Origin of the sequence: Variovorax sp. WS11 (assembly GCF_010499245.1) — a bacterium.
Classification (GTDB): domain Bacteria; phylum Pseudomonadota; class Gammaproteobacteria; order Burkholderiales; family Burkholderiaceae_C; genus Variovorax.
Genome location: NZ_JAAGOW010000001.1, coordinates 4026466 through 4048825, shown reverse-complemented (window position 1 = coordinate 4048825; position 22360 = coordinate 4026466). Strand labels below are relative to the sequence as shown.

Below are 22360 nucleotides of genomic sequence, written 5' to 3'. Positions count from 1 at the left end.
AGGCTCCACCCATGACCACCCCGAGCCGCAAGCCGGCCGCCCCTTTCTCCCGCCCGGCAGTTGCCGTGGACGGCGCGGCCGCCGAACGCATCCGCATCGCACGCGGCTGGCTGCATACCGCCCACTTCCTCACCAGCGCACCGCAGCTGGAGCACCTGCCCTCCCTCGAGTTGCCGGAGATCGCCTTCGTCGGGCGCTCGAACGCCGGCAAGTCGACCGCCATCAACACCCTCACCCAGCAGACCCGCCTGGCCTTCGCCTCCAAGACGCCCGGCCGCACCCAGCACATCAACCTGTTCGGTGTCGGCAAGCAGAAAGTGGACGACGCGGTGCTGGCCGACCTGCCGGGCTACGGCTACGCGGCCGTGCCGCGCGAAGCCAAGCTGCGCTGGCAGCGCGTCATGGGCAACTACCTGATGACGCGCGAGAGCCTGCGCGGCGTGGTGCTGATGTGCGACCCGCGCCACGGCCTCACCGAGCTCGACGAGATCCTGCTGGAAGTGATCCGCCCGCGGGTCGAGCAAGGCCTGAAGTTCCTCGTGCTGCTGACCAAGGCCGACAAGCTCACGCGCTCGGACGGCGCCAAGGCGCTGTCCATCGTGCGACTGCAGGCCGGCGGCGGCGAGGTCAAACTGTTCTCGGCCTTGAAACAACAGGGAGTGGACGAGGCGGCGGAACTGCTGTGGCGCTGGGCCCATCCGCAGGACGAACCGCCCGCAGAACCGAAAGAAGGAGACAGCCCGCCATGATCCAGACCTTTGCCCGCGCACTGCCCAACGGCACCACGCTCAGCTGCCGTGCTGCCGGCGAGCCCGGCCGCCCCTTGATGGTGTTCCTGCACGGCTTTCCGGAAGCCGCGTTCATCTGGGACGAGCTGCTCGCGCATTTCAGCCAGCCGGAGCACGGCGGATACCGCTGCGTGGCGCCGAACCTGCGCGGCTTCGAGAAGTCGAGCGCCCCCACCGAGGTGTCGGCCTATCGCGCGCACCTGCTGATCCAGGACATCGAGCAGCTCGCCCAAAGCGAGCGTGACGATGGCCGCATCGAGGTGCTGGTCGCGCACGACTGGGGCGGCGCCTTCGGCTGGGGCTACGGCAACCAGCATGGCGACAAGCTGGGCCGCCTGGTCATCATCAACTCGCCGCATCCGGGCACCTTCATGCGCGAGCTGCGCAGCAACCCGGCCCAGCAGGCCGCGAGCGCCTACATGAACTTCCTCGCGCGGCCCGACGCCGAAGCGCTGATGTCGGCCGACGACTACAAGCGCATGTGGCTCTCGTTCACGCAGATGAAGGCGGGGCCGGAGGGCTATGGCTGGCTGACCGAGGACATCAAGGCCAAGTACCGCGAGGTGTGGGACCACGGCCTCACCGGCGCCTTGAACCTCTACCGCGTGACGCCGATGAAGCCGGCCATCCCCGGCAAGCCTCCCGCCGAGATCCCCGAGCTGCCACGGGAGCGGCTGGTGGTGGAGGTGCCCACCTTCGTCTTCTGGGCCCTGGACGACGCGGCGCTCCTGCCAGGGCTGCTCGAAGGCCTGGAGGACTACGTGCCGAAGCTCGATCTGAAGAAAGTGCCCGACGCCACACACTGGATCGTGCACGAGCAGCCGGAGTTCGTGGCGCGCGAGATCGAGGCCTTCCTGCAGCGGACTCAGTAGACCGGCGCCGCGCCCTCGGGGCGCGTCTTGAAGCGCCGGTGCACCCAGTAGTACTGCGAGGGCATGGTGTCGATGTAGCCCTGCAGGCGCTGGTTCATCAGCGCTGTGTCGGCCACCACGTCCTCGGTCGGGAAGTCCTGCCAGGCCGGCAACACCTCGATCTCGTAGCCGGTGGGCGTGAGCTTCGAGACGATCGGCACCACCTTGGCCCGCCCCAGCCGGGCGAAGCGCGATAGCGAGGGCACGGTGGCCGCCGGCACGCCGTAGAAGGGCACGAAGACGGTCTGGTCGCGGCCGAAGTCCATGTCGGGCAGCAGGTACAGCAGGCCGCCCTTGCGCAACCCCGCAATGATCGGCTTGATGCCGTCGACCCGGTTGAGCGTGATCACGTTGCCGAAGCGCTTGCGGCCCTCGCGGATCCACTCGTCCACCATCGGATCGCGCTGCGTGGTGTAGATGGTGGTGGAGGGCCGCGCCGTGTGCATGGTCAGCGCGGTGGCCGCCGCATCGAGGCCGTAGAAGTGCGGCGCGAAGAGGATCATCGGCTCCTTGCCGTTGGCGATCTCGTCGATCTCCTCCGGCGAGCCCTTCACCTGCAGCCGCGCGGCCACGGTTTCTTCGGGCGCATGCCAGAGCCAGCTGCGGTCCAGCCACGACTGCGCCACGTAGACGAAGGTCTCGCGCGCGATGCGCCGCCGCTCGGCCGGCGACTTGTCCGGGAAGCACAGCGCCAGGTTGGCGTCGACCACGCGCCGGCGCGGCGCGGCGACGGCGTGCAGCACGTGGCCCAGGGCGGTGCCGAAGCCGCGCGCCAGCGGCAGCGGCACATGGGCCAGGGTGCGCATGAAGACGATGCCGAGACGGGAAAACACGCTCATCGCGCGGCCTCCGCCTCGGCCACCGCGGCTGCTTCGCCGCGCGGCTGCTTGTAGCGCGCGTAGTCCCAGACGTACTGGCCCGGCAGCGCGCGGATCAGCGCCGCGATGCCCTCATTCATCGCGGCAGCAGCGGCTTCCGGCGTGGCCTTCGGGTCGCCCAGGGCGGTGCCGTCGAAAGGCATCAGACGGATCGCATAGCCCGCGCCGCGCGGCAGCCGCTCGCACACGCCGAAGAAGACGCGCGCCCCGGTTTGCTGCGCCAGACGAGGCAGCAGGGTCATGGTGTAGGCCGGCCGGCCGAGGAAGGGCGCCCAGACGCCCTGCCCCAGCGGCGGGACCTGGTCCGGCAGGATGCCGGTGTAGCCGCCCGCCCGCAACGTGCGAATCAACCCGCGCACGCCGGCGACGCTGGTGGGCAGCGTCTGCAGGCCGCGCCGCTCGCGCGAGCCGGCACCGATCAGCTCGGCCATCCATTTCTTGCGCGCTGGCCGGAACAGGGCCGTGATCGGGCCGTAGGCGTCGACGAAGCGCTCGCCGAGCGCCTGCCCCAGGATCTCCCAGCAGCCGACATGCGGCGAGGCGACGATCACGCCCTTGCGCGCCGCCAGCGCCGCCTCCAGTTCGGCCGCACCCTCCCATCGCACGATGCGAGGCAGCACGCTCTCGCCCTGCGGCCGGGCCCACAGCCAGGGCAGCTCGGCCGCCATGGCGCCGGCGGCGCCGATGGCCGGGCGGTACTGCGCGGGCGTGAAGCCGGCGCCCTCGGCGTTGTCCTTGAAGCGCTGGCGATAGGTGGGCGAGCCCCACCACACCAGCCAGCCCAGGCAGCGGCCGGCGGCATGCATCCAGCGCAGCGGCACATGGGCGAGCAATCGAAACAGAAGGATCATCCGGTTGGAGGGGGTGAATACCAGGACGCGCACGCGGGCTATCGCGCGGCTCGAATACAATCGAAATTGTCGCTGAGTTATGGAACTACTTGCAGGGCGACGTTAAACATCACTGCTAAAGCGTTCGCCGCACTCCAAATGGATTGGCAACGCGCCTATTCAACTGCTTGGAGTTTCATCAACATGGCGAACGACTTTCTCTTCACTTCCGAATCGGTCTCCGAAGGCCATCCCGACAAGGTCGCGGACCAGATCTCGGATGCCATCCTCGACGCGATCTTCGCCCAGGACCCGCGCAGCCGCGTGGCCGCCGAGACGCTCACCAACACCGGCCTCGTGGTGCTCGCCGGCGAGATCACGACCAACGCACATGTCGACTACATCCAGGTCGCGCGCGACACCATCAAGCGCATCGGCTACGACAACACCGACTACGGCATCGACTACAAGGGCTGCGCCGTGATGGTCTGCTACGACAAGCAGTCCAACGACATCGCCCAGGGCGTGGACCACGCGAGCGACGACCACCTCAACACCGGCGCCGGCGACCAGGGCCTGATGTTCGGCTATGCCTGCGACGAGACGCCCGAGCTGATGCCCGCGCCGATCTACTACGCCCACCGCCTGGTCGAGCGCCAGGCCCAGCTGCGCAAGGACGGCCGCCTGCCCTTCCTGCGCCCCGATGCCAAGAGCCAGGTGACCATGCGCTACGTGGACGGCAAGCCGCACAGCATCGACACCGTGGTGCTCTCCACCCAGCACCACCCCGACCAGAGCGAGACGCCGACCAAGATGAAGGCCTCGTTCAACGAAGCCATCATCGAGGAGATCATCAAGCCGGTGCTCCCCAAGGAATGGCTGAAGGACACCAAGTACCTGATCAACCCGACCGGCCGCTTCGTCATCGGCGGCCCGCAGGGCGACTGCGGCCTGACGGGCCGCAAGATCATCGTCGACACCTACGGCGGCGCCTGCCCGCACGGCGGCGGCGCTTTCTCGGGCAAGGACCCGAGCAAGGTGGACCGCTCGGCCGCCTATGCCGCGCGCTACGTGGCCAAGAACATCGTGGCCGCGGGCCTGGCGCGCCAGTGCCAAATCCAGGTCGCCTACGCGATCGGCGTGGCACGCCCGATGAACGTGACGGTCTACACCGAAGGCACCGGCGTGATCTCCGATGCCAAGCTCGCGGAGCTGGTGCAGGAGCATTTCGACCTGCGTCCCAAGGGCATCATCCAGATGCTGGACCTGCTGCGCCCGATCTACGGCAAGACCGCGGCCTACGGCCACTTCGGCCGCGAAGAGCCGGAGTTCACCTGGGAAGACACGAGCAAGGCCGCGGCGCTGCGAGCCGCTGCCGGGCTGTAAGCCCACCCCTTCAATCGGGCTGGGCGCCCTCGCCCTGCAGCAGCCCGCGCACCTCTTCGTCGCTGGTCTGCCCGAAGTCCTCGTACCAGAGGCCGACCGCACGGAAGGGCTCGGGCAAGTGGACGCAGACCACCTCGTCGGCCACCGTGTTCAGCAGCTGCACGGCCTCCCTCGAGCCGACGGGGACCGCCACCACGATCCGCTGCGGCTGCATCGCGCGCACCGCGAGCGCGGCCGCATGCATGCTGGCGCCGGTGGCGAGGCCGTCGTCGACCAGGATGGCAATGCGCCCGGCCAGCGCCAGCGGGGCGCGCTCGCCGCGGTAGAGCCGCTCGCGGCGCGCCAGCTCGTCCTGCTCGCGTTGGACCACCTTCTCCACTTCGGCGTCGGACACGGGCCACATGCGCGGGATATCGGACATCACGCGCACGCCGCCGGGCCCGATCGCGCCCATCGCGAGTTCCTCCTGGCCGGGGAAGCCGAGCTTGCGCACCACCAGCACGTCGAGCGGTGCCTCCAAGGCCTGGGCGACCTCCCAGGCCACCGGCACGCCACCGCGCGGCAGCGCCAGCACCACCACCTCGGGCCGGCCGCGCCAGGCCGCCAGCGCCTTCGCGAGCACCCGGCCCGCATCGTGTCGATCCCTGAATTCCACCTGAGCCATTTGCGCTCCTCGTCGTGGCAGTCGCAACTCAGAAACGATACGCCGCTCCCATGCCGAGCGTCCAGCTGCGCCCCGGGGCGGGCTCGAAGTAGCGCGCATTGCCCTCGTTGACGATCACCGAGCCGATGTAGCGCCGGTCGAACAGGTTGTCCACGCGCAGGAAGGCATTGAAGTCCCATTGCGCCCAGCGCTTGACGTAGCCCGCGTAAAGCGCCGCCACCGCATAGCCCGGCGCGCCGGCGGTGTTGCGGTCGTTGGCTTCGATGTGGCCGAGCGCGCGCAGCTCGGCGCCGGCGCGCCAGCCCTCGGGCGGCACCCAGCCGAAGGAGGCGTAGAGCGCGTGCTCGGCAATGCCGGGGATGCGGTTGCCCGCCGCCACCGTGCTGCCCGTGCCGCAGGGCGAAGGCGAGCAGAAGGCATCGCGGTAGCGCGCGTCGAGCCAGGTGTAGGCCAGCTGCGTGCGCCAGTGATCGGCGGTCTCGTGCTGCCAGGCAAGCTCGAAGCCGTCGCGCTTCGTGCGGCCGGCGTTCTGGAAGGTGGAACGGCCGCCGACGTTGGTGTTGGTCACGATCTCGTCGCGCGTGCGGGTTTGGAACAGGGCCGCGGTGAGCAGGCCGCCCGCCAGGCGCGCCTTGGCGCCGACCTCGACGCTGGTGTTAACCGAAGGCTGCAGTCCGAAGTTGAGCCCGCCGATGCCGTCGGGCCGGTAGGACAGCTCGTTGAGCGTGGGCGTCTCGAAGCCGCGCCCGGCCGAAGCGTAGAGCGCCAGGTCGGACGTGGCCTGGTAGCGCAGCGAGGCCACCGGCAGGGTCTTGCCGTAGCGCGCGCTGCCGCTGTCGTCGCGGTTGGGGCCTCCGATGTAGAGGTCGTGCGAAGAAAAGCGCACGTTGCTGCGGCGCAGGCCGGCTTCCAGCGTCCATGCGTCGGCAAAGCGCCAGCTGCCCTGCACATAGGGATCGAGATTGCGCACTTCGTTGCGCTCGTCGCGGCGCAGCCGGCCCTGCACGCCCAGGGCCAGCGGCGCGGCGGCCCGGCCGAAGAAGTTCTCGAAGCCGCGGCGCTCTTCGCGCAGGTTGTCGTAGGCCAGGCCGGCGACCAGGTCGAAGGGCCGGTCGGCCAACTGCAGCTTCGCGCTCCAGCGCAGGTCCACGCCGCCGTAATCGCGCGCCAGGTCGATCACCCCGCCGGCATGCAGCGGGTTCAGTTGCGCCGAGGGCGGGATGGACTGGAACTGCACGGTGCTGCGCTGGCCGCCGTAGACCATCAGGCGCAGCGTGTTGGTCGCATCGATGCGGCGCTCGTAGCTGAGGCCGAGCTGCTGCTGGTCCACCGTCTTGCGCGTGTCGAACTGCGTCGCCAGGTCGGCGCCCCGCGGGTTGATGGCGTACTGCTGCACCGACAGCCCCAGCGGATCCTGGGCGTAGACATGCACGCTGTTGAAGACGAGCGTGAGCTTGCTGCCGTCGTCCAGCCGGAAGCCCAGCTTGCCGTTCTGGATCTCGCGGTCCGCCGCGCTGTGCTCGCGCCAGCCGTCGGTGTGGAAGCGGCTGGCGCTCAGGGTGTAGTCGACGGCGCCGGCGGAGCCGCCGAGCTTGCTGCCGACGCGCCAGGTGCCGAAGCTGCCGCCGGCCCCCGAGAAGCCCAGGGTCGGCGGCCCCTCGCCGTCCTCGGTGAAGACCTGCACCACGCCGCCCGAGGAATTGCCGTAGAGCGCCGAGAAAGGCCCGCGCAGGATCTCGACGCGGTCGGCCGAGCCGATGTCGATGTTGGAAGTCTGGCCCTGGCCATCGGGCAGCGTGGCCGGGATGCCGTCCACGTACAGGCGCACGCCACGCACGCCGAAGGTGGAGCGCGCGCCGAAGCCGCGGATGGACAGCTGCAGGTCCTGCGCATAGTTCTGGCGGTTCTGGACCTGCAGCCCCGGCACCGAGCCCAGGCTCTCGGAGAGGTTCACACCCAGGCGCGCATCGCGCATTTCGCTGCCCTCGACCCGGTCGACCGAACCCGGCACGTCGAAAGGCCGAATTTCGCCACGCGGGGTGGAAACGGTGACCTCCCGCAACGTGGGCGCGGATGGGGCGTCCTGCGCAGGGGCGGCGCAGGAAGCGGCGGCGAGCAGGCCGGCCGTGGCGAGGCGGGATTTCATCGCGGCGATTCTGCGGCCACCCGCTGACCCGCCGCGGCGGGCAAGACCCTATGGCGCAGGGCGCGCCATTGAAACTAGGAACGCCTCGGCACGCGCCGCCAGCCGTACCAGAAGCCAATCACCGTGGGGATGCCGAGCGCGACCCAGGCCACCGCATCGCCCAGGCCGCCGTCGCTGAACAGCGCCGACACCAGTCCGACGGAGGTGAGCACACCCAGCACGATCGGCCAGCCCCACAGGTGCCAGAAAGAATGGCGCACCTTCGTCATGACCCCGCCTTGGCGGTCACGGCCGGCCGCGCGATCGGCGCCGCCGGCGCGCCCTTGGCGGAAGCTTCCCCTGGCGCCGCGGCAGGCACGGCCTTGCCGCGCTTGAGCCACAAGTAGAGGCCGCTGCCCAGCACGATGATGGTGGCGATGTCCAGCAGCGCCCAGAGGATCTGCATCGGCATGCCGCCGTAGTCGCCGAAGTGCAGCGGCTGCGAGACCAGCAGGGCCGTGAGATACCAGGGCAGTTGCGGACTGGCAGTCACCTGGGCAGTCTTGGCATCGACCAGCACCGGCTGCAGCAGGCGCGAGGTGAAAGGCTCGTTGCCGCGCAGGAAGACCGTGTTGTGGTGCGGGCTCGAGAAGGCCGTGCCCGGGAAGGCGATGAAGCTGACCTTCATCCCCGGCGCGCGCTCGAGCGCAACATCGAGCGAGCGCTGCACCGAGCCGCGCTCGGCCTTCGGCGTCTCGGGCTGGCCCTTGTAGGGAGCAAGCAGCGCGCTCAGCTGGTCGTACTGCCAATACTTGATCACCAGGTCGGCCCAGGTGTTGATCATGCCGGTGGCGCCCACCGTGAAGGCCCACACCAAGGTCACGATGCCCAGCAGGTTGTGCAGGTCCAGCCACTTGAGGCGCGGCCGGCGCTCGCGCCGCACGGTGCCGAAGTCCAGCTTGCGCATGAAGGGCGCGTAGAGCACCACACCGCTGACGATGGCCACCAGCAGCAGCAGGCCCATGAAGCCCAGGAACAGCTTGCCGGGCAGGCCGGCGAACAGGTCCACGTGCAGCTTGAGCATCACCCACATGAAGCCCTCGTCGAACTTGGGCTGCGCCAGCACCTGGCCGGTGCGCGCGTCGACCGCCACCGACTTGAAGTCGTCGGTGGGCGCCGGCGTGGGCGTGAGGGTGACGAACCAGAGGCCGTCGTCGTCCTCGGGCTGCGACACGAACTGCACCACGCGCTCGGGATGCAGCGCATGCGCCGTCGCGATCACGCGGTCGAGGCTGGCGCGCGGCGTGCCGGCCGGCATCTTCGGCGCGTCGACCTCGGTGCCCAGCAGGTGGCCGATCTCGTGGTGGAAGATCAGCGGCAGCCCGGTGATGCACAGCAGCAGCATGAAGACCGTGCAGATCAGACTGCTCCACTTGTGCACCCAGGCCCAGGCCTTGATTCTTCGGCTGTTGCTCATCGCGGGGATTCCTCGGGTCTAGAAGCGGTAGGTGGCGCTGGCCACGACGTTGCGGCGCGTGCCCCACCAGCAGTCGCCGCGCGCGAGGCAGGTGCTGAAATACTCCTTGTCCGTCGCGTTGTTGATGTTGAGCGCATAGCGCCACTTCGCGGTCTCGTAGGCGAACACCAGGTCCAGCAGCGTCACGCTGGGGATGCGGGGGCCGTAGCCGCCGAAGGACACGTCGCGGAAGGAGCCCATGTAGCGCACGCCCGCGCCGGCCGAGAAGCCCGGCACGCCTGCGATCGCGAAGCGGTACTTGGTCCACACCGCGGCCTGGTGGCGCGGCAGGCCTTCGATCTGCGGGTCGAGGTCGGTGTAGTTGTAGTGCGCCGTCACGTCGAGGTTGGGCGTGATCGAGCCCCTGGCCTCGAGCTCGAGGCCGCGGGTCTTGGTCTGGCCGAGCTGCGTATAGACGTTGGGGATCGGCTGTGCGATCTGATTCTTCTCGCGCAGGTCGTACGCGGCGGCGCTGAATGCCATGCTGCGCCCGACCGGCTCGTACTTCACGCCGACCTCCCACTGCTCGCCTTGCAGGGGCCTGAACACCTGTCCTTGCTGCGGCGACTGGGGCGTGAAGGATTCGGCGTAGCTGACGTAAGGCGACCAGCCGGAGGGGAAGGCGTAGAGCACGCCGAAACGCTTGCTGGTCGCGCTGTTCGTGGCGTCCTCGCCGCCCTCGGCGCCCGAGACCACACGGTCGCGCCGCAGGCCGGCGATGAAGTTCCAGCGGTCCAGCTTGATCTGGTCCTGAATGTAGACGCCGGTCGCGCGCTGCTTGGTACGGGGGAACGCCACGCGCTCGGGCTCGACCCTGTTGCCGTACAGCGGTGCATAGGCGTCGATCTCGCTGTAGGTGGTGGCGCCCCAGACGTTCTCGCGCTGGTGCGAGTAGTCGGCGCCGATCAGCAGCGTGTGCTTCAGCGCGCCGGTGGCGAAATGGCTTTCGAGATGGTTGTCCAGCGTGTCGATGCGGTTGCGCGTGAGGTAGCTGTCGAGGAAGCGGCCGATGCGGCGCTTGAAGATCGGGTCAGCGCCCCAGCCGCCGGCGATCGAGAAGGAATCGCCGTAGTGGTAGCTGTTGTCGTTCTCGTTCTCCGAGTGGCGGAAGTTCTGGCGGAAGGTGAAGTTCTCGTTGAACTTGTGCTCGAACAGCCAGCCGAAGGTCTTGCGCTCGCTGTCGTAATGGTCGCCGGGCTCGCCGATGAAGCGGCGGGTCGGCAGGCGGCCGTTCGGGTTCGGCAGGATCGTGCCCTCCCACGGGAAGAACTGCGAGGTCGTGCCGCTCTTGTCCTTCTGGTAGAGGCCTTGCAGCGTGAGCGAGGTGGCCGCATTCGGGCGCCAGGTCAGCGAGGGCGCGATAAGCCGGCGGTCGTCCGGCACGAAGTCGACCTGGGTATCGGCCTCGCGCGCGACCGCGATCAGGCGGTACGACCACTGGCCGTCGGCCGTCAGCGGGCCGGTCAGGTCGGCCTGGAGCTGGCGGCGGTTCCAGCTGCCCAGCTGCACGCCCACTTCACGCTGGGCCTCCTGCAGCGGCCGCTTGCTCACCATGTTGACGATGCCGGCCGCGGTGCCCGACCCGAACAGCATGCCCGAGGGCCCGCGCAGCACTTCGAGGCGCTCCAGCGTGTAGGGCTCGGTGCGGGTGGTGCTGGTGTAGTAGCCGTAGGCCTGGCGCAGGCCGTCGAGGTAGACGTCGGGATAGGCGCCGCGCACGCGGACCGAGTCGGTGCGCGCATCGAGGCCGTAGGCGTCGGAGCGAACGCCGGCCGCGTAGTTGAGCGCGTCCTGCAGGTTGGTGGCGCCCTGGTCGACGATCTGGTCGCGCGTGACCACCGTTACCGCCTGCGGCGTCTCCGCCAGCGGGGTGTCGGTCTTGGTCGCGGTGGCGGCGTTCTTGGCACGGTAGCCGATCACCGGGGTGGTGGCGGTCTCTTTCTCCGCGTTCGCATCGACGCGCACCTCGGGCAGAGCGCCGCCGCTGCTCGTTTGCGCAAACACCGTCGATGAAGCGGTAATGGCCATGTACCCTGCCAAAAGCGATGCGGCCTTTCGCCGCCCGGAAAAGCTGGAAGTCAATTCTCCGACCCAATTGTTGTTGAGAGTGATTCGCATTCTAGTAGTTAATTGTTCTACTTTGAAACCATTTCCCCTCGATTCGCCTGCGTTTTTGGCCGTTGCCGCCGCAACTACGACGCGCTTCGATGCGTCCTCCTTGCGGCGCAGCGCGATGACTCCCATGGCCACCGTCCTTGTCTGCACCTTGCCGTTGCTCCAGCGCTGCGCCGCGATCGCCCTCGCCTGTTTTGCCGCCGGCTGCGCCAGCCTGCCGCCGCTCGAAGCGCTGGCGCCCGAGGCGGCGATCCCGGCCTCAACGGCCACCGAGCTCGGCCGCGTGACCGCCTCCATCCGCGGCGCGGCCGACGCGCTCTCTGCCGTGCGCCCGCTGCCGCAGGCCAACTTCGCCCTGGACGCCAGGCTCGAGCTGATTCGCCGCGCCCAGGCTTCGCTGGACGTGCAGACCTACCAGCTCGGCAACGACAAGACCGGCCGGCTGATCCTGCGCGAGCTGCGCGACGCGGCCCGCCGCGGCGTGCGCGTGCGCCTGCTGCTGGACGACTTCTACACCGCCGGCCTCGACCCCCTGCTGCTGGCGCTGGCGGCCGAACCGAAGGCGCAGGTGCGCCTCTTCAATCCCTTCGCGAACGGGCGCGAGCACATGGCCACGCGCTGGCTCGACTTCTTTACCGACTTCCGGCGGCTCAACCACCGCATGCACAACAAGCTGTTCATCGCCGATGGCGCCCTCGCGATCGCGGGCGGCCGCAACCTGGCGGACGAGTACTTCCTGCGCAGCGAGCTCGCGAACTTCATCGACTTCGAGCTGCTGATGGCCGGCCCGGTGGTGCCCGAGTCCGCGCGCTTCTTCGACAGCTACTGGAACAGCGACGTGGTCTATCCGCTGCAGCGGGTGGTGCGCTCGGCGCAGCCCCAGGAAGCGCTGGTTGCCGCCTTCGACGCCGCCACCTCCGAGCGCGAGGCGCCGCGGCCCGAGGCGCCGCCCGACACCGACGTCTTCGGCGAGCCGCGCCTGGCCGCGCAGCTGGCCCGCGGCGAGCTGCACTGGATGCGCGCCGACGCCCACGCGCTCGCCGACAGCCCCAACAAGGCGCTGGGCACCCGCCCGCCCGGCACCTGGACGCTGGCCCAGCAGTTCCACACGACGCTGGGCAATACGGCGCAATCGCAGGTGCTGGTGATATCGCCCTATTTCATTCCCGGCGACGAAGGCATGGCGCGCATCCGCGCCGCCCGCGCGCGCGGCATCCGCATCACGGTGGTCACCAACTCGCTGGCCGACAGCGACGAGCCGCTGGTCAACATCAACTACAACCGCTACCGCGTCGCGATGCTGCAGGAAGGCGTGGAGCTGCTCGAGGTCAGCACCCGCCAGCTCAAGCGCAGCGCGCAGATGCGCCGCCTGCTGCGCCAGGCGCGCGGTCGGCTGCATGCCAAGCTGGCCCTCCTCGACCGCGAATGGGTGCTGCTGGGCTCGATGAACCTCGACCCCCGCTCGGAGCGGCTCAACACCGAGTTCGGCGTGAAGGTGCGCAGCTTCGAGCTCGCGCAGGCCCTGCTGTTCGCCTATTCGCTGGACCATCTGGAAGGCGTCTACCGCGTGGTCCTCAAGCCCGACGGCCGGAACGTGCAATGGGTGGGCACCGGCGACGAGGTGAACGAGGTGCTCGACGACGAGCCCGACTCGAGTCTCCTCACGCGCTTGCAGCTGCTGTTGTTCTCATGGTTCGTCCCGACGGACCAGCTCTAAAAAAACCCGCCCGCTCGCCGATATCCATCAGACAAGGCTGCCTCTGCCCGGAGGCGGCCTGCCCTGCTCGCCCACGTTGCGAAGATCGAAGATGGATATTTCTCGTTCGAAGGCTTCGGCCTCGTTGGACCTGCATGGCCTGCGCCGCCAGGCCGACACCTGGATGATGGGCGCGCTCGCCCTGGGCTGCCTGGTCGCGGTCGCCCTCGGCTTCGTTCAGGGCCTTGCGGGGCTGGCGCTCGCGTGCGCGGGCATGCTCCTGGCCGCCGGGCTGCTGCTCTACACGGCTGCGCGCGGCACCCTGCTCGCGCGCTGTGCCTTCCCGGTGCTGCTGATGGGCGCGGTCGCCCTGCAGATCCAGCTCGGCATGGGGCGCATCGAATACCATTTCGGCGTCTTCGTCACCCTCGCCTTCCTGCTGCTCTACCGCGACTGGAAGCCGCTGGCCATCGGTGCCGGCGCCATCGCCCTGCACCACATCGCCTTCGACCGGCTGCAGGCCCTGGGCTTCCGGTCTACTGCACCACCGAGCCGGACTTCGCCATCGTGCTCCTGCACGCGGGCTACGTCGTAGTGCAGACCGGCTTCGAGATCGTGATCGGCGAGCGCATGCGCCGCGACGCAGTCCAGGGCCATGAGCTGCTGCAGCTGGTGAGCCGCCTGGACCAGGGCGAGCGTCTGGCACTGGACGGCGCGGCGCTGGAAGCGCGCTCGCCCGCCGTCTCCGCCGTCGAGCGCGTGACCGGGCTGATGGCCGAGCTCAATGCCTCCACCGCCGGGCAGGGCGACAGCATCGGCCAGGTGAACCAGGCCATCGCCCGGCTCGACGAGATGACGCAGCAGAACGCCGGCCTGGTCGAGCAGTCGGCCGCTGCCTCCCAGTCGCTGCGCGAGCAGGCGGCCGGACTGGACGAGGTGGTGAAGGTGTTCCTGATCACAGGGGGATCTGCGTCGTCGAGAGCACCTGCTTGAGCACGATGAAGGACCGGATCTGCCGCACGCCCGGCAGGTAGAGCAGTTGCTCTGCGTGCAGGCGGTTGAAGCTCTCGCCGTCGCGCGTGCGCACGAGCATGAAGTAGTCGAACTCGCCGGTCACGACATGGCATTCCATGCAGCCGGAGATCTTCGCCGCCGCCTTCTCGAAGGCGCTGAAGGACTCCGGCGTCGAGCGGTCGAGCACCACGCCGATCATCACCAGCATGCCGGCGCCGAGCGCCTGGGGATTCAGCAGCGCCACGGTCGCATCGATCAGCCCCGCGCGCTTGAGGCGATCGACCCGGCGCAGGCAGGCCGGCGGGCTCAGGTGGACCTTGTCGGCCAGCGCCACGTTGGAGATGGACGCGTCGGTTTGCAGCGCCCGCAGGATCGCCTTGTCGGTGCGATCGAGCGCGGGCGAGGGCGAGCCAGGCGCCTCAGGGCGAGGACGAACTTTTGTTGCACGGGATGTGGACATTGTGCAATTAGACCCTTCATGAATCGATCGTCGATGCTCGATCGTGCGTGAGTGGATCGATATTCGCAACCCTGTGAACGCGCCTTTTTCCTACGATGCAGTCGTCACCACATCGAGGATCACCGCCATGCAACTGAAGCGCTTCCCCCGCCATCCCCTGACCTTCGGCCCGTCGCCGATCCAGCCGCTGAAGCGCCTGAGCGCGCACCTGGGCGGCAAGGTCGAGCTCTACGCCAAGCGCGAGGATTGCAACAGCGGCCTGGCCTTCGGCGGCAACAAGACGCGCAAGCTGGAGTACCTGATCCCCGAGGCGCTCGCGCAGGGCTGCGACACGCTGGTGTCCATCGGCGGCATCCAGTCCAACCAGACGCGCCAGGTCGCCGCCGTCGCGGCCCACCTGGGCATGAAGTGCGTGCTGGTGCAGGAGAACTGGGTCAACTACTCGGACGCCGTCTACGACCGCGTGGGCAACATCGAGATGTCGCGCATCCTGGGCGCCGACGTGCGGCTGGACGCGGCCGGCTTCGACATCGGCATTCGGCCGAGCTGGGAGCAGGCCATGGAAGACGTGCGCAGCGCCGGAGGCAAACCCTTCCCCATCCCCGCGGGCTGCTCCGAGCATCCCTACGGCGGCCTGGGCTTCGTCGGCTTCGCCGAGGAGGTGCGCGAACAGGAGGCCGCGCTCGGCTTCAAGTTCGACTACATCGTGGTCTGCTCCGTCACCGGCAGCACGCAGGCCGGCATGGTGGTCGGCTTCGCGGCCGACGGGCGCGCGCAACGGGTCATCGGCATCGACGCATCCGCCAAGCCGGAGCAGACGCGCGAACAGATCCTGCGCATTGCGCGCAACACCGCCGCACTGGTGGAACTGGGCCAGGACATCAAGGACGAGGACGTGGTGCTCGACACCCGCTACGGCGGCCCCGAATACGGCCTGCCCAACGAGGGTACGCTGGAAGCCATCCGCCTGTGCGCGCGCCAGGAAGGCATGCTGACCGACCCGGTGTACGAGGGCAAGTCCATGCACGGGATGATCGACAAGGTGCGCCGCGGGGAGTTCGAGCCCGGCTCGAAGGTGCTCTATGCGCACCTGGGTGGCGTGCCGGCGCTGAATGCCTACAGCTTCCTGTTCCGCAACGGCTGAGGTGCGCTCACTCGCCGCCGGGTGAGGCGTGCGAACAGGCCATCAGGCCTCGGCTGCAATCAAAGCCGACTGCACGTTGCGCTGCGTGCTTAGGATGTGTTCCTCCAGCAGCGCACACGCGGTGTCGGCGTCGCGCCGCAGGGTCGCCTCCATGATCTTCCGGTGCTCGTTCGATTTGCGGCGCGCCGCCTCGCGAAAACGCGCCGAGAAGCGCCGGTAGCGCTCGGCCTGGTCGAACAGGCTCGCGCTCCAGGCACGTTGGCGCTCCGAGGGACAGGACGCGATCAGCGCGAGATGAAAGGCCCGGTGCAGCTCGCTCCAGCTGTCGTCCAGGACCACCGGCCCATCGCCGAGGCGCGACTCCGCCTTCTCCAGGCGGTGGTAGGCGGCCAGGATCGCAGCCTCCCAGGCGTCGTCGCCATGCGCGATCGCTTCGCGCAGCGCCGGCACGTCCAGCATCACCCGCATGCGGGTGATGTCGGCCAGGTCCTCGGCGGAGATCGCCGCGACGCGAAAGCCCCGGCGCTCGTCGGCGCGCACCAGGCCTTCCTGCGCAAGCCGGCTCAGGGCCTCGCGCAAGGGGCTGCTGGAGAAGCCATAGGCGTTCTGCAGTTCATCGAGCTTGAGCTTCGCGCCGGCGGCGTGGGTCCCCGCCAGCACATCCTGGCGCAGGCGCCCGAAAGCCTGTTCGACGAGGGTGGGGGTGTAGTCCGTCGCTTCGCTGCCGTGCATGGCGCTAGCTCCTTCGCGGAGCGCCGACCAGCACGAAGAGCATCGTCGCCGGCCGGTCGGACAGGTTGCGCCACGCATGCCGGTTGCCGTGCTGCACGACCACGTCGTGGCGGCGCAGCGGCACCTGCACGCCGTCGTCGAGCTCCAGCGTGATCTCGCCGTCCAACACGATGTCGTAGTCGATGCTGTCGGTGGTGTGCATGCCCGGGTGCTCGGGCTCGAACTTCTCGGCCAGGCCCGGAACCCGCTGCGCGAACTCGGCGCCGAACGCGGCCGCATCGAAGTCGGCACGCATCATCACGGCGTCGGGCGGGAACACGACCGTCATCAGCCGGGTGCCGCCGGCACCGGGCACGAAACCCACGTCCACCGTGCGATCGGCCGGCGCGCCGGCGCCGACGGTATCGGAAGCCTCTGTCGCCCAGAGGAGCGCGTTGGCGAAGCCCGGCACGGTTTCGAACGCGCCTGCACGCGGCGCCGGCCCGTCCGACATCACGACCGCCTTGCCATCCGGGCCCGTGCCCGTCACCACTCGTCGGATCTTCATGGCGGGCCTCGCTCAGGGGTTGATGACGAAGTTGCTGAAGCCGCCGTTGCGCGTCGCGATGCCCGAGATCGCCTCGTTCACGCGGTCCAGCGGATAGCAGACATGCTCGAAGACCGACAGGTCCAGCGTGCCGGCCTCGGCCATGTCGGCCATGTCCTGGCCTTCGCCCGCGGTGAACCAGGCCGAGCCCTCGATGCTCTGCTGCTCGTCCATCATGGTGTGCAGGTCCATCCCGACCATGCCGGCGATGGCGCCGATGTTGAAGGCGCGGCCGCCGCGCTTGAGCGCACGGACGCCCTGCTGCATGGTCTCGTGCGGCGCACCCGGGCCGAGCGCGTCGATGAAGGTGTCCACGCCCAAGCCGTCGGTGCGCGCCTTGGCCCATGCGTCGATGGCCTCGCCGTTCGCGTTCGAGAACACCTCGATGCGATCCGGCGCCAGCGCCTTCACGCGCTCCAGCAGCGCCTGGTTGCGCCCGGTGCCGAGGATGTGCGTGGCGCCCATGGCCAGGCCGAACAGCGCGCCGCCGAGGCCCAGCGTGCCGCTGATGCCGTTGATCAGCACGCTGCGGCCCGGCCCCACCTTGGCCTTGCGCATGGCCGAGTACATCGTGCCCAGGTAGCCGAAGCGCGCCGCCTGGTTGAAGCTGACGTTGTCGGGCAGCTTCACCAGCGCGTACTGCGGCGCGATCATGTACTCGGAGAGGCCGCCGTACGGGTAGTTCTTGTAGAGCTTGAGCGAGTTCTGCGAGAAGCCGAAGTAGCCGCTGAAGGCGTAGTGCGTGCAGTTGATCAGGTCGCCGTTGCGGCAGGCGCGGCAGCCGCCGCAGTACAGGCTCGGGTTCACGTACACGCGGTCGCCGGGCTTCCAGGTGTGGACGTGCGAGCCGACCGCCGTCACTTCGCCGGCCGGGTCCAGCCCGAAGACCGCTGGCAGCGGCGGCAGCGGCAGCTCGGGGAACCAGGTGGTCCAGTTCGCCAGGATGTTGCCCAGGTTCGGCACGATGCCGCAGGCATGCACCCGCACCTGCACGTCGTTGGCGGCGGGCTGGGGGATGGGCAGCTGCTCGATCTCCATCGGGGCGCCGACCTTGTGCAGTCGCGCGGCTCATCATCGGCATGGAGTCTCGCCGGCATCTTCGATTTTTGTGCATTTTTCAGCAGCAGCCCGCCGGCCCGGCATCGGAGGAACCCGCCGGTGCGCAAATTATTATTTTATGCACAATTTTCCATTTCTGCATTCGGAGAGCGCCCAATGAATCCCATTCCCGGCCCACCCGTGGAGGTGGCCATCGTCGGCTTCGGCCCCGTCGGCGCCACGCTGGCGGCACTGCTGGGCCGGCGCGGCCGGCGCGTGGCCGTGTTCGACAAGTCGGAGCAGATCTATCCGCTGCCGCGCGCCTTCGCCCTGGACCACGAGGCGATGCGCACCTTCCAGGAGATCGGCATCGCCGGGGCACTGGCGCCGCACATGACGCCCTACCGCCCCACGATCTACCAAGGCGCGGACGGCGAGCCGATCCAGCACTTCGACATGGGGCCCTCGCCCTACCCGCTGGCCTGGGCACCGTCCTATACCTTCAACCAGCCGGCCCTCGAGGCGTCGCTGCGCCGTGCCGTGGGGCTGATGCCCTCCGTGTCGGTCCACCTGGGCCATGAAGTCGGCTTCATCGAGGACGAGGGCGAGCAGGTGCGGCTGTCCGTGCGCGCGCCGGACGGCAGCTCGGGCGAGGTCCGCGCGCGCTACGTGATCGCCTGCGACGGTGGAACCAGCCCCGCGCGCAAGCAGCTCGGGCTGCAGCTCAGGAGCCTGGACTTCGACGAGCCCTGGGTGGTGATCGACATGCACATCGACGAGGACGTGCTCGAGCGCCTGCCGGCCACCAATATCCAGTACTGCAACCCGGCCCGGCCCTGCACCTATGTGGTGGGGCCCGGCACGCACCGGCGCTGGGAGTTCCTGCTGCTGCCGCACGAGACGGGGCAGCGCGACATGCCGCACGAGGCGATCTGGAAGCTGCTGGCGCCCTGGCTGGCCCCGCACGAGGCGCGCATCTGGCGCGCCGCGACCTATCGCTTCCACGCCGTGGTCCTCGACCCCTGGCGCCGGGGACGCGTGCTGCTCGCCGGCGATGCGGCGCACCAGATGCCGCCTTTCCTCGCCCAGGGCATGTGCCAGGGCCTGCGCGACGCGACCAACCTGGCCTGGAAGCTGGACTGGGTGCTGCGCGGCAAAGCCCCCGAGTCGCTGCTGGACAGCTACGGGACGGAGCGCGGCCCGCAGGTCGAGGAAACCACCCGCACCGTCAAGCGCCTGGGCCAGATCATCTGCGAGCGCGATCCCGCGCGCGCCGCGCAGCGCGACCAGGGCCTGCGGGCGCAGCAAGGCGGCGAGGTCCGGGTGCAGCTGCGGCAAAGCCTGCTGCCCGGCGTGCGCCACGGCCTGGTCGAACCCGGCCACGACGCCGCCGGGACGCCGTTCCCGCAGGCGGTGGGCAGGGTCGGCGCCCATGGCGCCGCGGAGATGATGGACGACCTGCTGCCCCGGGGCTTCTTGTTGTTCCTGCGCGAGGCACCCGCGCCGGCTCAGCTCCAGGCGCTGCAAAGCGGCTTGGATGCACTCGATGCCAAGGCCGTGTGCCTGCACGACGCCAATGGCATCGAGGGCCTGCTCGGCTTGGCCGAGGCCGACGGCGTGCTCGCCCGCTGGTTCGAGGCGCAGGGCTGCGGCGCGGCGCTGGTGCGTCCCGACCACATCGTCTACGGTGTGGCTGCGGACATCGGCGGCGCCGCAGAGCTGCTGGAGTGGGCGCGCCAGTCGGCCGGCTTGCGAGAGCCTTGTTCGCTGTCGGCCGACGCCGCTTCGGGTTAGGAGGCGAGCGGGTCTTGTTCGGCGTACTCCCGGTCGAGCAGGCCGCCGGTCGCCTTGAACCAGCAGATCGAGTCGTGCGCGGCGACGACTGCCAGCTTGATCTGCTCGGACGCACCTGGGTCGGCCAAAGCCGCCCACTTGGCGCTATCGGCCGCCTGTTCGAGCTCGAACACGGCCTCGCGTTGACCGGGGACAGCGTCGCCTTCCACTGCGGGCCGCGTTTTCGCAAACTTCCGCCGAAACTCCGCGACGACCGCCACGAGAACGGGGGATGCCATGCCGCCGGTCGCCAGCACAGCTTCAGCCGCGGTCAATCGGCTGTCGAGCTGGAGGCAAACCTGTTGCGCAATCGCTGTCGTCATGATGGTCTCCCGGTGAGGCCGGCCGCCCCTCTGAAAAACAGCTCTGCGGCCCGCCCTCCGAAAGTTAGGTGGCGCGTTCACGAATGTCCAGTGGTCGCTCCTCAAGAACCGACAACTGCAAGCGCGCCGCGCCCTCGCCCGCTTGAAAGCGTCAGAATTGCCCTTATCATTAGCACTCGCTGAAGAGGAGTGCTAACAACACCCGCTTCCAGTGGCAGGGCAGGTGGCCATCAGGCCGCAGCCCAAAACCGAACCCCGTTTCTTATCCAGGAGATGCAATGAAACTTCGTCCTTTGCACGATCGCGTGATCGTCAAGCGCATTGAAAGCGAAACCAAGACCGCCTCGGGCATCGTGATCCCCGACAACGCCGCCGAAAAGCCCGACCAGGGTGAAGTGCTGGCCGTCGGTCCTGGCAAGAAGACCGACAAGGGCGAGCTGGCTCCCATGAGCGTCAAGGTCGGCGACCGCGTCCTGTTCGGCAAGTACAGCGGCCAGACCGTCAAGGTCGACGGCGACGAGCTGCTGGTCATGAAGGAAGACGACCTGTTCGCGGTCGTTGAAGCGAAGTGATTTTGCGGGACAGACCAGGCGAGCGCGAAGCGATCGCTGCTCTGTCCCCAACTGACTGGATCATCATTTTTTTCGGAGATATCTCATGGCAGCAAAAGACGTAGTCTTCGGCGGCGAAGCCCGCGCACGCATGGTCGAAGGCGTGAACATCCTGGCCAACGCGGTCAAGGTGACCCTGGGCCCCAAGGGCCGCAACGTGGTGCTCGAGCGCTCCTTCGGCGCCCCCACCGTGACCAAGGACGGCGTGTCGGTCGCCAAGGAAATCGAGCTCAAGGACAAGCTCCAGAACATGGGCGCCCAGCTCGTGAAGGAAGTGGCCTCCAAGACCTCGGACAACGCCGGTGACGGCACCACCACCGCGACCGTGCTGGCCCAGGCCATCGTTCGCGAAGGCTTCAAGTACGTGGCCGCGGGCATGAACCCGATGGACCTGAAGCGCGGCATCGACAAGGCGGTCACCGCCCTGGTCGAAGAGCTGAAGAAGGCTTCGAAGGCCACCACCACCTCGAAGGAAATCGCGCAGGTCGGCTCGATCTCGGCCAACAGCGACGAGACCATCGGCAAGATCATCGCTGACGCGATGGACAAGGTCGGCAAGGAAGGCGTGATCACCGTCGAAGACGGCAAGTCGCTCGACAGCGAACTGGAAGTCGTCGAGGGCATGCAGTTCGACCGCGGCTACCTGTCGCCCTACTTCATCAACAACCCCGAAAAGCAAAGCGCGATCCTCGAGAACCCGTTCGTGCTGCTGTTCGACAAGAAGATCAGCAACATCCGCGACCTGCTGCCCACGCTGGAGCAAGTGGCCAAGGCCGGCCGTCCGCTGCTGATCATCGCGGAAGAAGTCGAAGGCGAAGCCCTGGCGACGCTGGTGGTCAACACCATCCGCGGCATCCTGAAGGTCGTGGCCGTCAAGGCGCCTGGCTTCGGCGACCGCCGCAAGGCCATGCTGGAAGACATCGCCATCCTGACGGGCGGCAAGGTCATCGCCGAAGAAGTGGGCCTGACCCTCGAGAAGGTGACGCTGGCTGACCTCGGCCAGGCCAAGCGCATCGAAGTGGGCAAGGAAAACACCATCCTCATCGACGGCGCCGGCGCTGCAGGCGACATCGAAGCCCGCGTGAAGCAGATCCGCGTGCAGATCGAGGAAGCCACCAGCGACTACGACCGCGAGAAGCTGCAAGAGCGCGTGGCCAAGCTGGCCGGCGGCGTGGCGGTGATCAAGGTCGGTGCCGCCACCGAAGTCGAGATGAAGGAAAAGAAGGCCCGCGTCGAAGACGCCCTGCACGCCACCCGCGCGGCAGTGGAAGAAGGCGTGGTGGCCGGCGGCGGCGTGGCGCTGCTGCGCGCCAAGCAGGCCCTGGGCGACAAGGTCAAGGGCGACAACGCTGACCAGGACGCCGGCATCCGCCTGGTGCTCAAGGCCATCGAAGCGCCGCTGCGCGAGATCGTGTTCAACGCCGGCGGCGAAGCCAGCGTGGTGGTGAACGCGGTGCTGGCCGGCAAGGGCAACTACGGCTTCAATGCGCAGAACGACACCTACGGCGACATGCTCGAGATGGGCATCCTGGACCCGACCAAGGTGACCCGCACGGCGCTGCAGAACGCCGCTTCCGTGTCTTCGCTGCTGCTGACGACCGAAGCCATGGTCGCCGAAGCGCCGAAGGACGAAGCGCCTGGCGGCGGCGGCATGCCCGACATGGGCGGCATGGGTGGCATGGGCGGCATGGGCATGTAATCAGCCCGGCG

22 protein-coding genes are annotated in these 22360 nt (G+C 68.6%); 10 read left to right on the top strand and 12 right to left on the bottom strand.

What is annotated here, in order from left to right:
- Window positions 1-11: 11 nt before the first annotated feature.
- Together yihA and GXN78_RS19795 are read left to right on the top strand one after the other, a co-directional pair.
- On the top strand, window positions 12-749 hold the full coding sequence (gene yihA, locus GXN78_RS19800) for a ribosome biogenesis GTP-binding protein YihA/YsxC (protein ID WP_106555053.1): 738 nt from the start codon (window positions 12-14) through the stop codon (window positions 747-749).
- Entirely contained in the window at window positions 746-1660 is a 915-nt protein-coding gene (locus tag GXN78_RS19795; protein WP_106555054.1) for an alpha/beta hydrolase, read from the top strand. Before yihA ends, GXN78_RS19795 begins: the two co-directional genes overlap by 4 nt.
- Here the strand turns inward: GXN78_RS19795 and GXN78_RS19790 are convergent.
- Together GXN78_RS19790 and GXN78_RS19785 are read right to left on the bottom strand one after the other, a co-directional pair.
- The gene (locus tag GXN78_RS19790; protein ID WP_106555055.1) at window positions 1654-2538 is read right to left on the bottom strand and encodes a lipid A biosynthesis acyltransferase; all 885 of its coding nucleotides are present in this window, start codon (window positions 2536-2538) and stop codon (window positions 1654-1656) included. The genes GXN78_RS19795 and GXN78_RS19790 overlap by 7 nt on opposite strands.
- Window positions 2535-3428, bottom strand: a complete 894-nt coding sequence (locus GXN78_RS19785; protein ID WP_106555127.1) for a lysophospholipid acyltransferase family protein — start codon at window positions 3426-3428, stop codon at window positions 2535-2537. The genes GXN78_RS19790 and GXN78_RS19785 overlap by 4 nt, the downstream gene beginning before the upstream one ends.
- Before the next feature lie 183 nt (window positions 3429-3611).
- Between GXN78_RS19785 and metK the strand changes: the two genes are divergently transcribed.
- Window positions 3612-4793, top strand: coding sequence for a methionine adenosyltransferase (gene metK / locus GXN78_RS19780; RefSeq protein ID WP_106555056.1), 1182 nt, complete (start codon window positions 3612-3614; stop codon window positions 4791-4793).
- A 10-nt stretch (window positions 4794-4803) separates the two neighbouring features.
- On the opposite strand, the gene GXN78_RS19775 is transcribed toward metK, so the two are convergent.
- From GXN78_RS19775 to GXN78_RS19755, 5 genes are all read right to left on the bottom strand, one after another.
- Window positions 4804-5457 (bottom strand): phosphoribosyltransferase, encoded by a 654-nt coding sequence (locus GXN78_RS19775; RefSeq protein ID WP_106555057.1) that lies wholly within the window; start codon window positions 5455-5457, stop codon window positions 4804-4806.
- Window positions 5458-5485: 28 nt separating this feature from the next.
- A complete protein-coding gene (locus GXN78_RS19770; RefSeq protein WP_106555058.1) occupies window positions 5486-7603 on the bottom strand; it encodes a TonB-dependent receptor in 2118 nt (705 codons plus the stop codon).
- Between the two features lie 74 nt (window positions 7604-7677).
- Window positions 7678-7872: a hypothetical protein gene (locus GXN78_RS19765; RefSeq protein WP_106555059.1), complete on the bottom strand. Its 195-nt coding sequence runs from the start codon at window positions 7870-7872 to the stop codon at window positions 7678-7680.
- Entirely contained in the window at window positions 7869-9059 is a 1191-nt protein-coding gene (locus GXN78_RS19760) for a PepSY domain-containing protein (protein WP_106555060.1), read from the bottom strand. Before GXN78_RS19760 ends, GXN78_RS19765 begins: the two co-directional genes overlap by 4 nt.
- 18 nt (window positions 9060-9077) lie before the next feature.
- Window positions 9078-11126 (bottom strand): TonB-dependent siderophore receptor, encoded by a 2049-nt coding sequence (locus GXN78_RS19755; protein ID WP_239142772.1) that lies wholly within the window; start codon window positions 11124-11126, stop codon window positions 9078-9080.
- 214 nt (window positions 11127-11340) lie between these two features.
- Between GXN78_RS19755 and GXN78_RS19750 the strand changes: the two genes are divergently transcribed.
- The 3 genes from GXN78_RS19750 (at window position 11341) to GXN78_RS19740 (ending at window position 13902) form a co-directional block, all read left to right on the top strand.
- Window positions 11341-12930: a phospholipase D family protein gene (locus tag GXN78_RS19750; protein ID WP_106555062.1), complete on the top strand. Its 1590-nt coding sequence runs from the start codon at window positions 11341-11343 to the stop codon at window positions 12928-12930.
- Between the two features lie 91 nt (window positions 12931-13021).
- Complete coding sequence (locus GXN78_RS19745) at window positions 13022-13504, top strand: hypothetical protein (protein ID WP_146162981.1); 483 nt, start codon at window positions 13022-13024, stop codon at window positions 13502-13504.
- Window positions 13477-13902, top strand: coding sequence for a hypothetical protein (locus GXN78_RS19740; RefSeq protein ID WP_164255561.1), 426 nt, complete (start codon window positions 13477-13479; stop codon window positions 13900-13902). Before GXN78_RS19745 ends, GXN78_RS19740 begins: the two co-directional genes overlap by 28 nt.
- On the opposite strand, the gene GXN78_RS19735 is transcribed toward GXN78_RS19740, so the two are convergent.
- Entirely contained in the window at window positions 13865-14383 is a 519-nt protein-coding gene (locus GXN78_RS19735) for an Lrp/AsnC family transcriptional regulator (protein WP_106555064.1), read from the bottom strand. The genes GXN78_RS19740 and GXN78_RS19735 overlap by 38 nt on opposite strands.
- 127 nt (window positions 14384-14510) lie before the next feature.
- Here GXN78_RS19735 and GXN78_RS19730 point away from each other — a divergent pair, with 127 nt between their 5' ends.
- A complete protein-coding gene (locus tag GXN78_RS19730) occupies window positions 14511-15527 on the top strand; it encodes a 1-aminocyclopropane-1-carboxylate deaminase (protein WP_106555129.1) in 1017 nt (338 codons plus the stop codon).
- 42 nt (window positions 15528-15569) lie between these two features.
- Here GXN78_RS19730 and GXN78_RS19725 read toward each other — a convergent pair whose 3' ends face one another.
- The 3 genes from GXN78_RS19725 to GXN78_RS19715 are packed head-to-tail and all read right to left on the bottom strand — an operon-like array spanning window position 15570 to window position 17883.
- Window positions 15570-16259 carry an FCD domain-containing protein gene (locus GXN78_RS19725; RefSeq protein WP_106555065.1) on the bottom strand — a complete coding sequence of 230 codons (690 nt, stop codon included), beginning with the start codon at window positions 16257-16259 and terminating at the stop codon, window positions 15570-15572.
- 4 nt (window positions 16260-16263) lie between these two features.
- Window positions 16264-16806 carry a cupin domain-containing protein gene (locus GXN78_RS19720; RefSeq protein ID WP_106555066.1) on the bottom strand — a complete coding sequence of 181 codons (543 nt, stop codon included), beginning with the start codon at window positions 16804-16806 and terminating at the stop codon, window positions 16264-16266.
- Between the two features lie 12 nt (window positions 16807-16818).
- Window positions 16819-17883: an alcohol dehydrogenase catalytic domain-containing protein gene (locus GXN78_RS19715; RefSeq protein ID WP_164255559.1), complete on the bottom strand. Its 1065-nt coding sequence runs from the start codon at window positions 17881-17883 to the stop codon at window positions 16819-16821.
- 177 nt (window positions 17884-18060) lie between these two features.
- On the opposite strand from GXN78_RS19715, the gene GXN78_RS19710 reads away from it, so the two are divergent.
- Complete coding sequence (locus tag GXN78_RS19710) at window positions 18061-19677, top strand: bifunctional 3-(3-hydroxy-phenyl)propionate/3-hydroxycinnamic acid hydroxylase (protein ID WP_106555068.1); 1617 nt, start codon at window positions 18061-18063, stop codon at window positions 19675-19677.
- On the opposite strand, the gene GXN78_RS19705 is transcribed toward GXN78_RS19710, so the two are convergent.
- Window positions 19674-20039 (bottom strand): hypothetical protein, encoded by a 366-nt coding sequence (locus tag GXN78_RS19705; RefSeq protein ID WP_106555069.1) that lies wholly within the window; start codon window positions 20037-20039, stop codon window positions 19674-19676. The two genes, GXN78_RS19710 and GXN78_RS19705, sit on opposite strands and share 4 nt — an antisense overlap.
- 278 nt (window positions 20040-20317) lie before the next feature.
- Here GXN78_RS19705 and groES point away from each other — a divergent pair, with 278 nt between their 5' ends.
- A complete protein-coding gene (groES, locus tag GXN78_RS19700) occupies window positions 20318-20611 on the top strand; it encodes a co-chaperone GroES (RefSeq protein WP_106555070.1) in 294 nt (97 codons plus the stop codon).
- A gap of 85 nt (window positions 20612-20696) precedes the next feature.
- The gene (groL, locus tag GXN78_RS19695; RefSeq protein ID WP_106555071.1) at window positions 20697-22349 is read left to right on the top strand and encodes a chaperonin GroEL; all 1653 of its coding nucleotides are present in this window, start codon (window positions 20697-20699) and stop codon (window positions 22347-22349) included.
- Window positions 22350-22360 lie beyond the last annotated feature (11 nt).

Coding starts and splice junctions, on each gene's coding strand:
- GXN78_RS19770 (WP_106555058.1), bottom strand. CDS start 7,603: ATGAAATCCCGCCTCGCCACGGCCGGCCTGCTCGCCGCCGCTTCCTGC.
- GXN78_RS19725 (WP_106555065.1), bottom strand. CDS start 16,259: ATGCACGGCAGCGAAGCGACGGACTACACCCCCACCCTCGTCGAACAG.
- GXN78_RS19785 (WP_106555127.1), bottom strand. CDS start 3,428: ATGATCCTTCTGTTTCGATTGCTCGCCCATGTGCCGCTGCGCTGGATG.
- GXN78_RS19715 (WP_164255559.1), bottom strand. CDS start 17,883: ATGGAGATCGAGCAGCTGCCCATCCCCCAGCCCGCCGCCAACGACGTG.
- GXN78_RS19790 (WP_106555055.1), bottom strand. CDS start 2,538: ATGAGCGTGTTTTCCCGTCTCGGCATCGTCTTCATGCGCACCCTGGCC.
- GXN78_RS19710 (WP_106555068.1), top strand. CDS start 18,061: ATGAATCCCATTCCCGGCCCACCCGTGGAGGTGGCCATCGTCGGCTTC.
- GXN78_RS19745 (WP_146162981.1), top strand. CDS start 13,022: ATGGATATTTCTCGTTCGAAGGCTTCGGCCTCGTTGGACCTGCATGGC.
- GXN78_RS19730 (WP_106555129.1), top strand. CDS start 14,511: ATGCAACTGAAGCGCTTCCCCCGCCATCCCCTGACCTTCGGCCCGTCG.
- GXN78_RS19720 (WP_106555066.1), bottom strand. CDS start 16,806: ATGAAGATCCGACGAGTGGTGACGGGCACGGGCCCGGATGGCAAGGCG.
- groL (WP_106555071.1), top strand. CDS start 20,697: ATGGCAGCAAAAGACGTAGTCTTCGGCGGCGAAGCCCGCGCACGCATG.
- GXN78_RS19795 (WP_106555054.1), top strand. CDS start 746: ATGATCCAGACCTTTGCCCGCGCACTGCCCAACGGCACCACGCTCAGC.
- GXN78_RS19755 (WP_239142772.1), bottom strand. CDS start 11,126: ATGGCCATTACCGCTTCATCGACGGTGTTTGCGCAAACGAGCAGCGGC.
- GXN78_RS19760 (WP_106555060.1), bottom strand. CDS start 9,059: ATGAGCAACAGCCGAAGAATCAAGGCCTGGGCCTGGGTGCACAAGTGG.
- yihA (WP_106555053.1), top strand. CDS start 12: ATGACCACCCCGAGCCGCAAGCCGGCCGCCCCTTTCTCCCGCCCGGCA.
- GXN78_RS19735 (WP_106555064.1), bottom strand. CDS start 14,383: ATGTCCACATCCCGTGCAACAAAAGTTCGTCCTCGCCCTGAGGCGCCT.
- GXN78_RS19775 (WP_106555057.1), bottom strand. CDS start 5,457: ATGGCTCAGGTGGAATTCAGGGATCGACACGATGCGGGCCGGGTGCTC.
- groES (WP_106555070.1), top strand. CDS start 20,318: ATGAAACTTCGTCCTTTGCACGATCGCGTGATCGTCAAGCGCATTGAA.
- GXN78_RS19765 (WP_106555059.1), bottom strand. CDS start 7,872: ATGACGAAGGTGCGCCATTCTTTCTGGCACCTGTGGGGCTGGCCGATC.
- GXN78_RS19705 (WP_106555069.1), bottom strand. CDS start 20,039: ATGACGACAGCGATTGCGCAACAGGTTTGCCTCCAGCTCGACAGCCGA.
- metK (WP_106555056.1), top strand. CDS start 3,612: ATGGCGAACGACTTTCTCTTCACTTCCGAATCGGTCTCCGAAGGCCAT.
- GXN78_RS19750 (WP_106555062.1), top strand. CDS start 11,341: ATGGCCACCGTCCTTGTCTGCACCTTGCCGTTGCTCCAGCGCTGCGCC.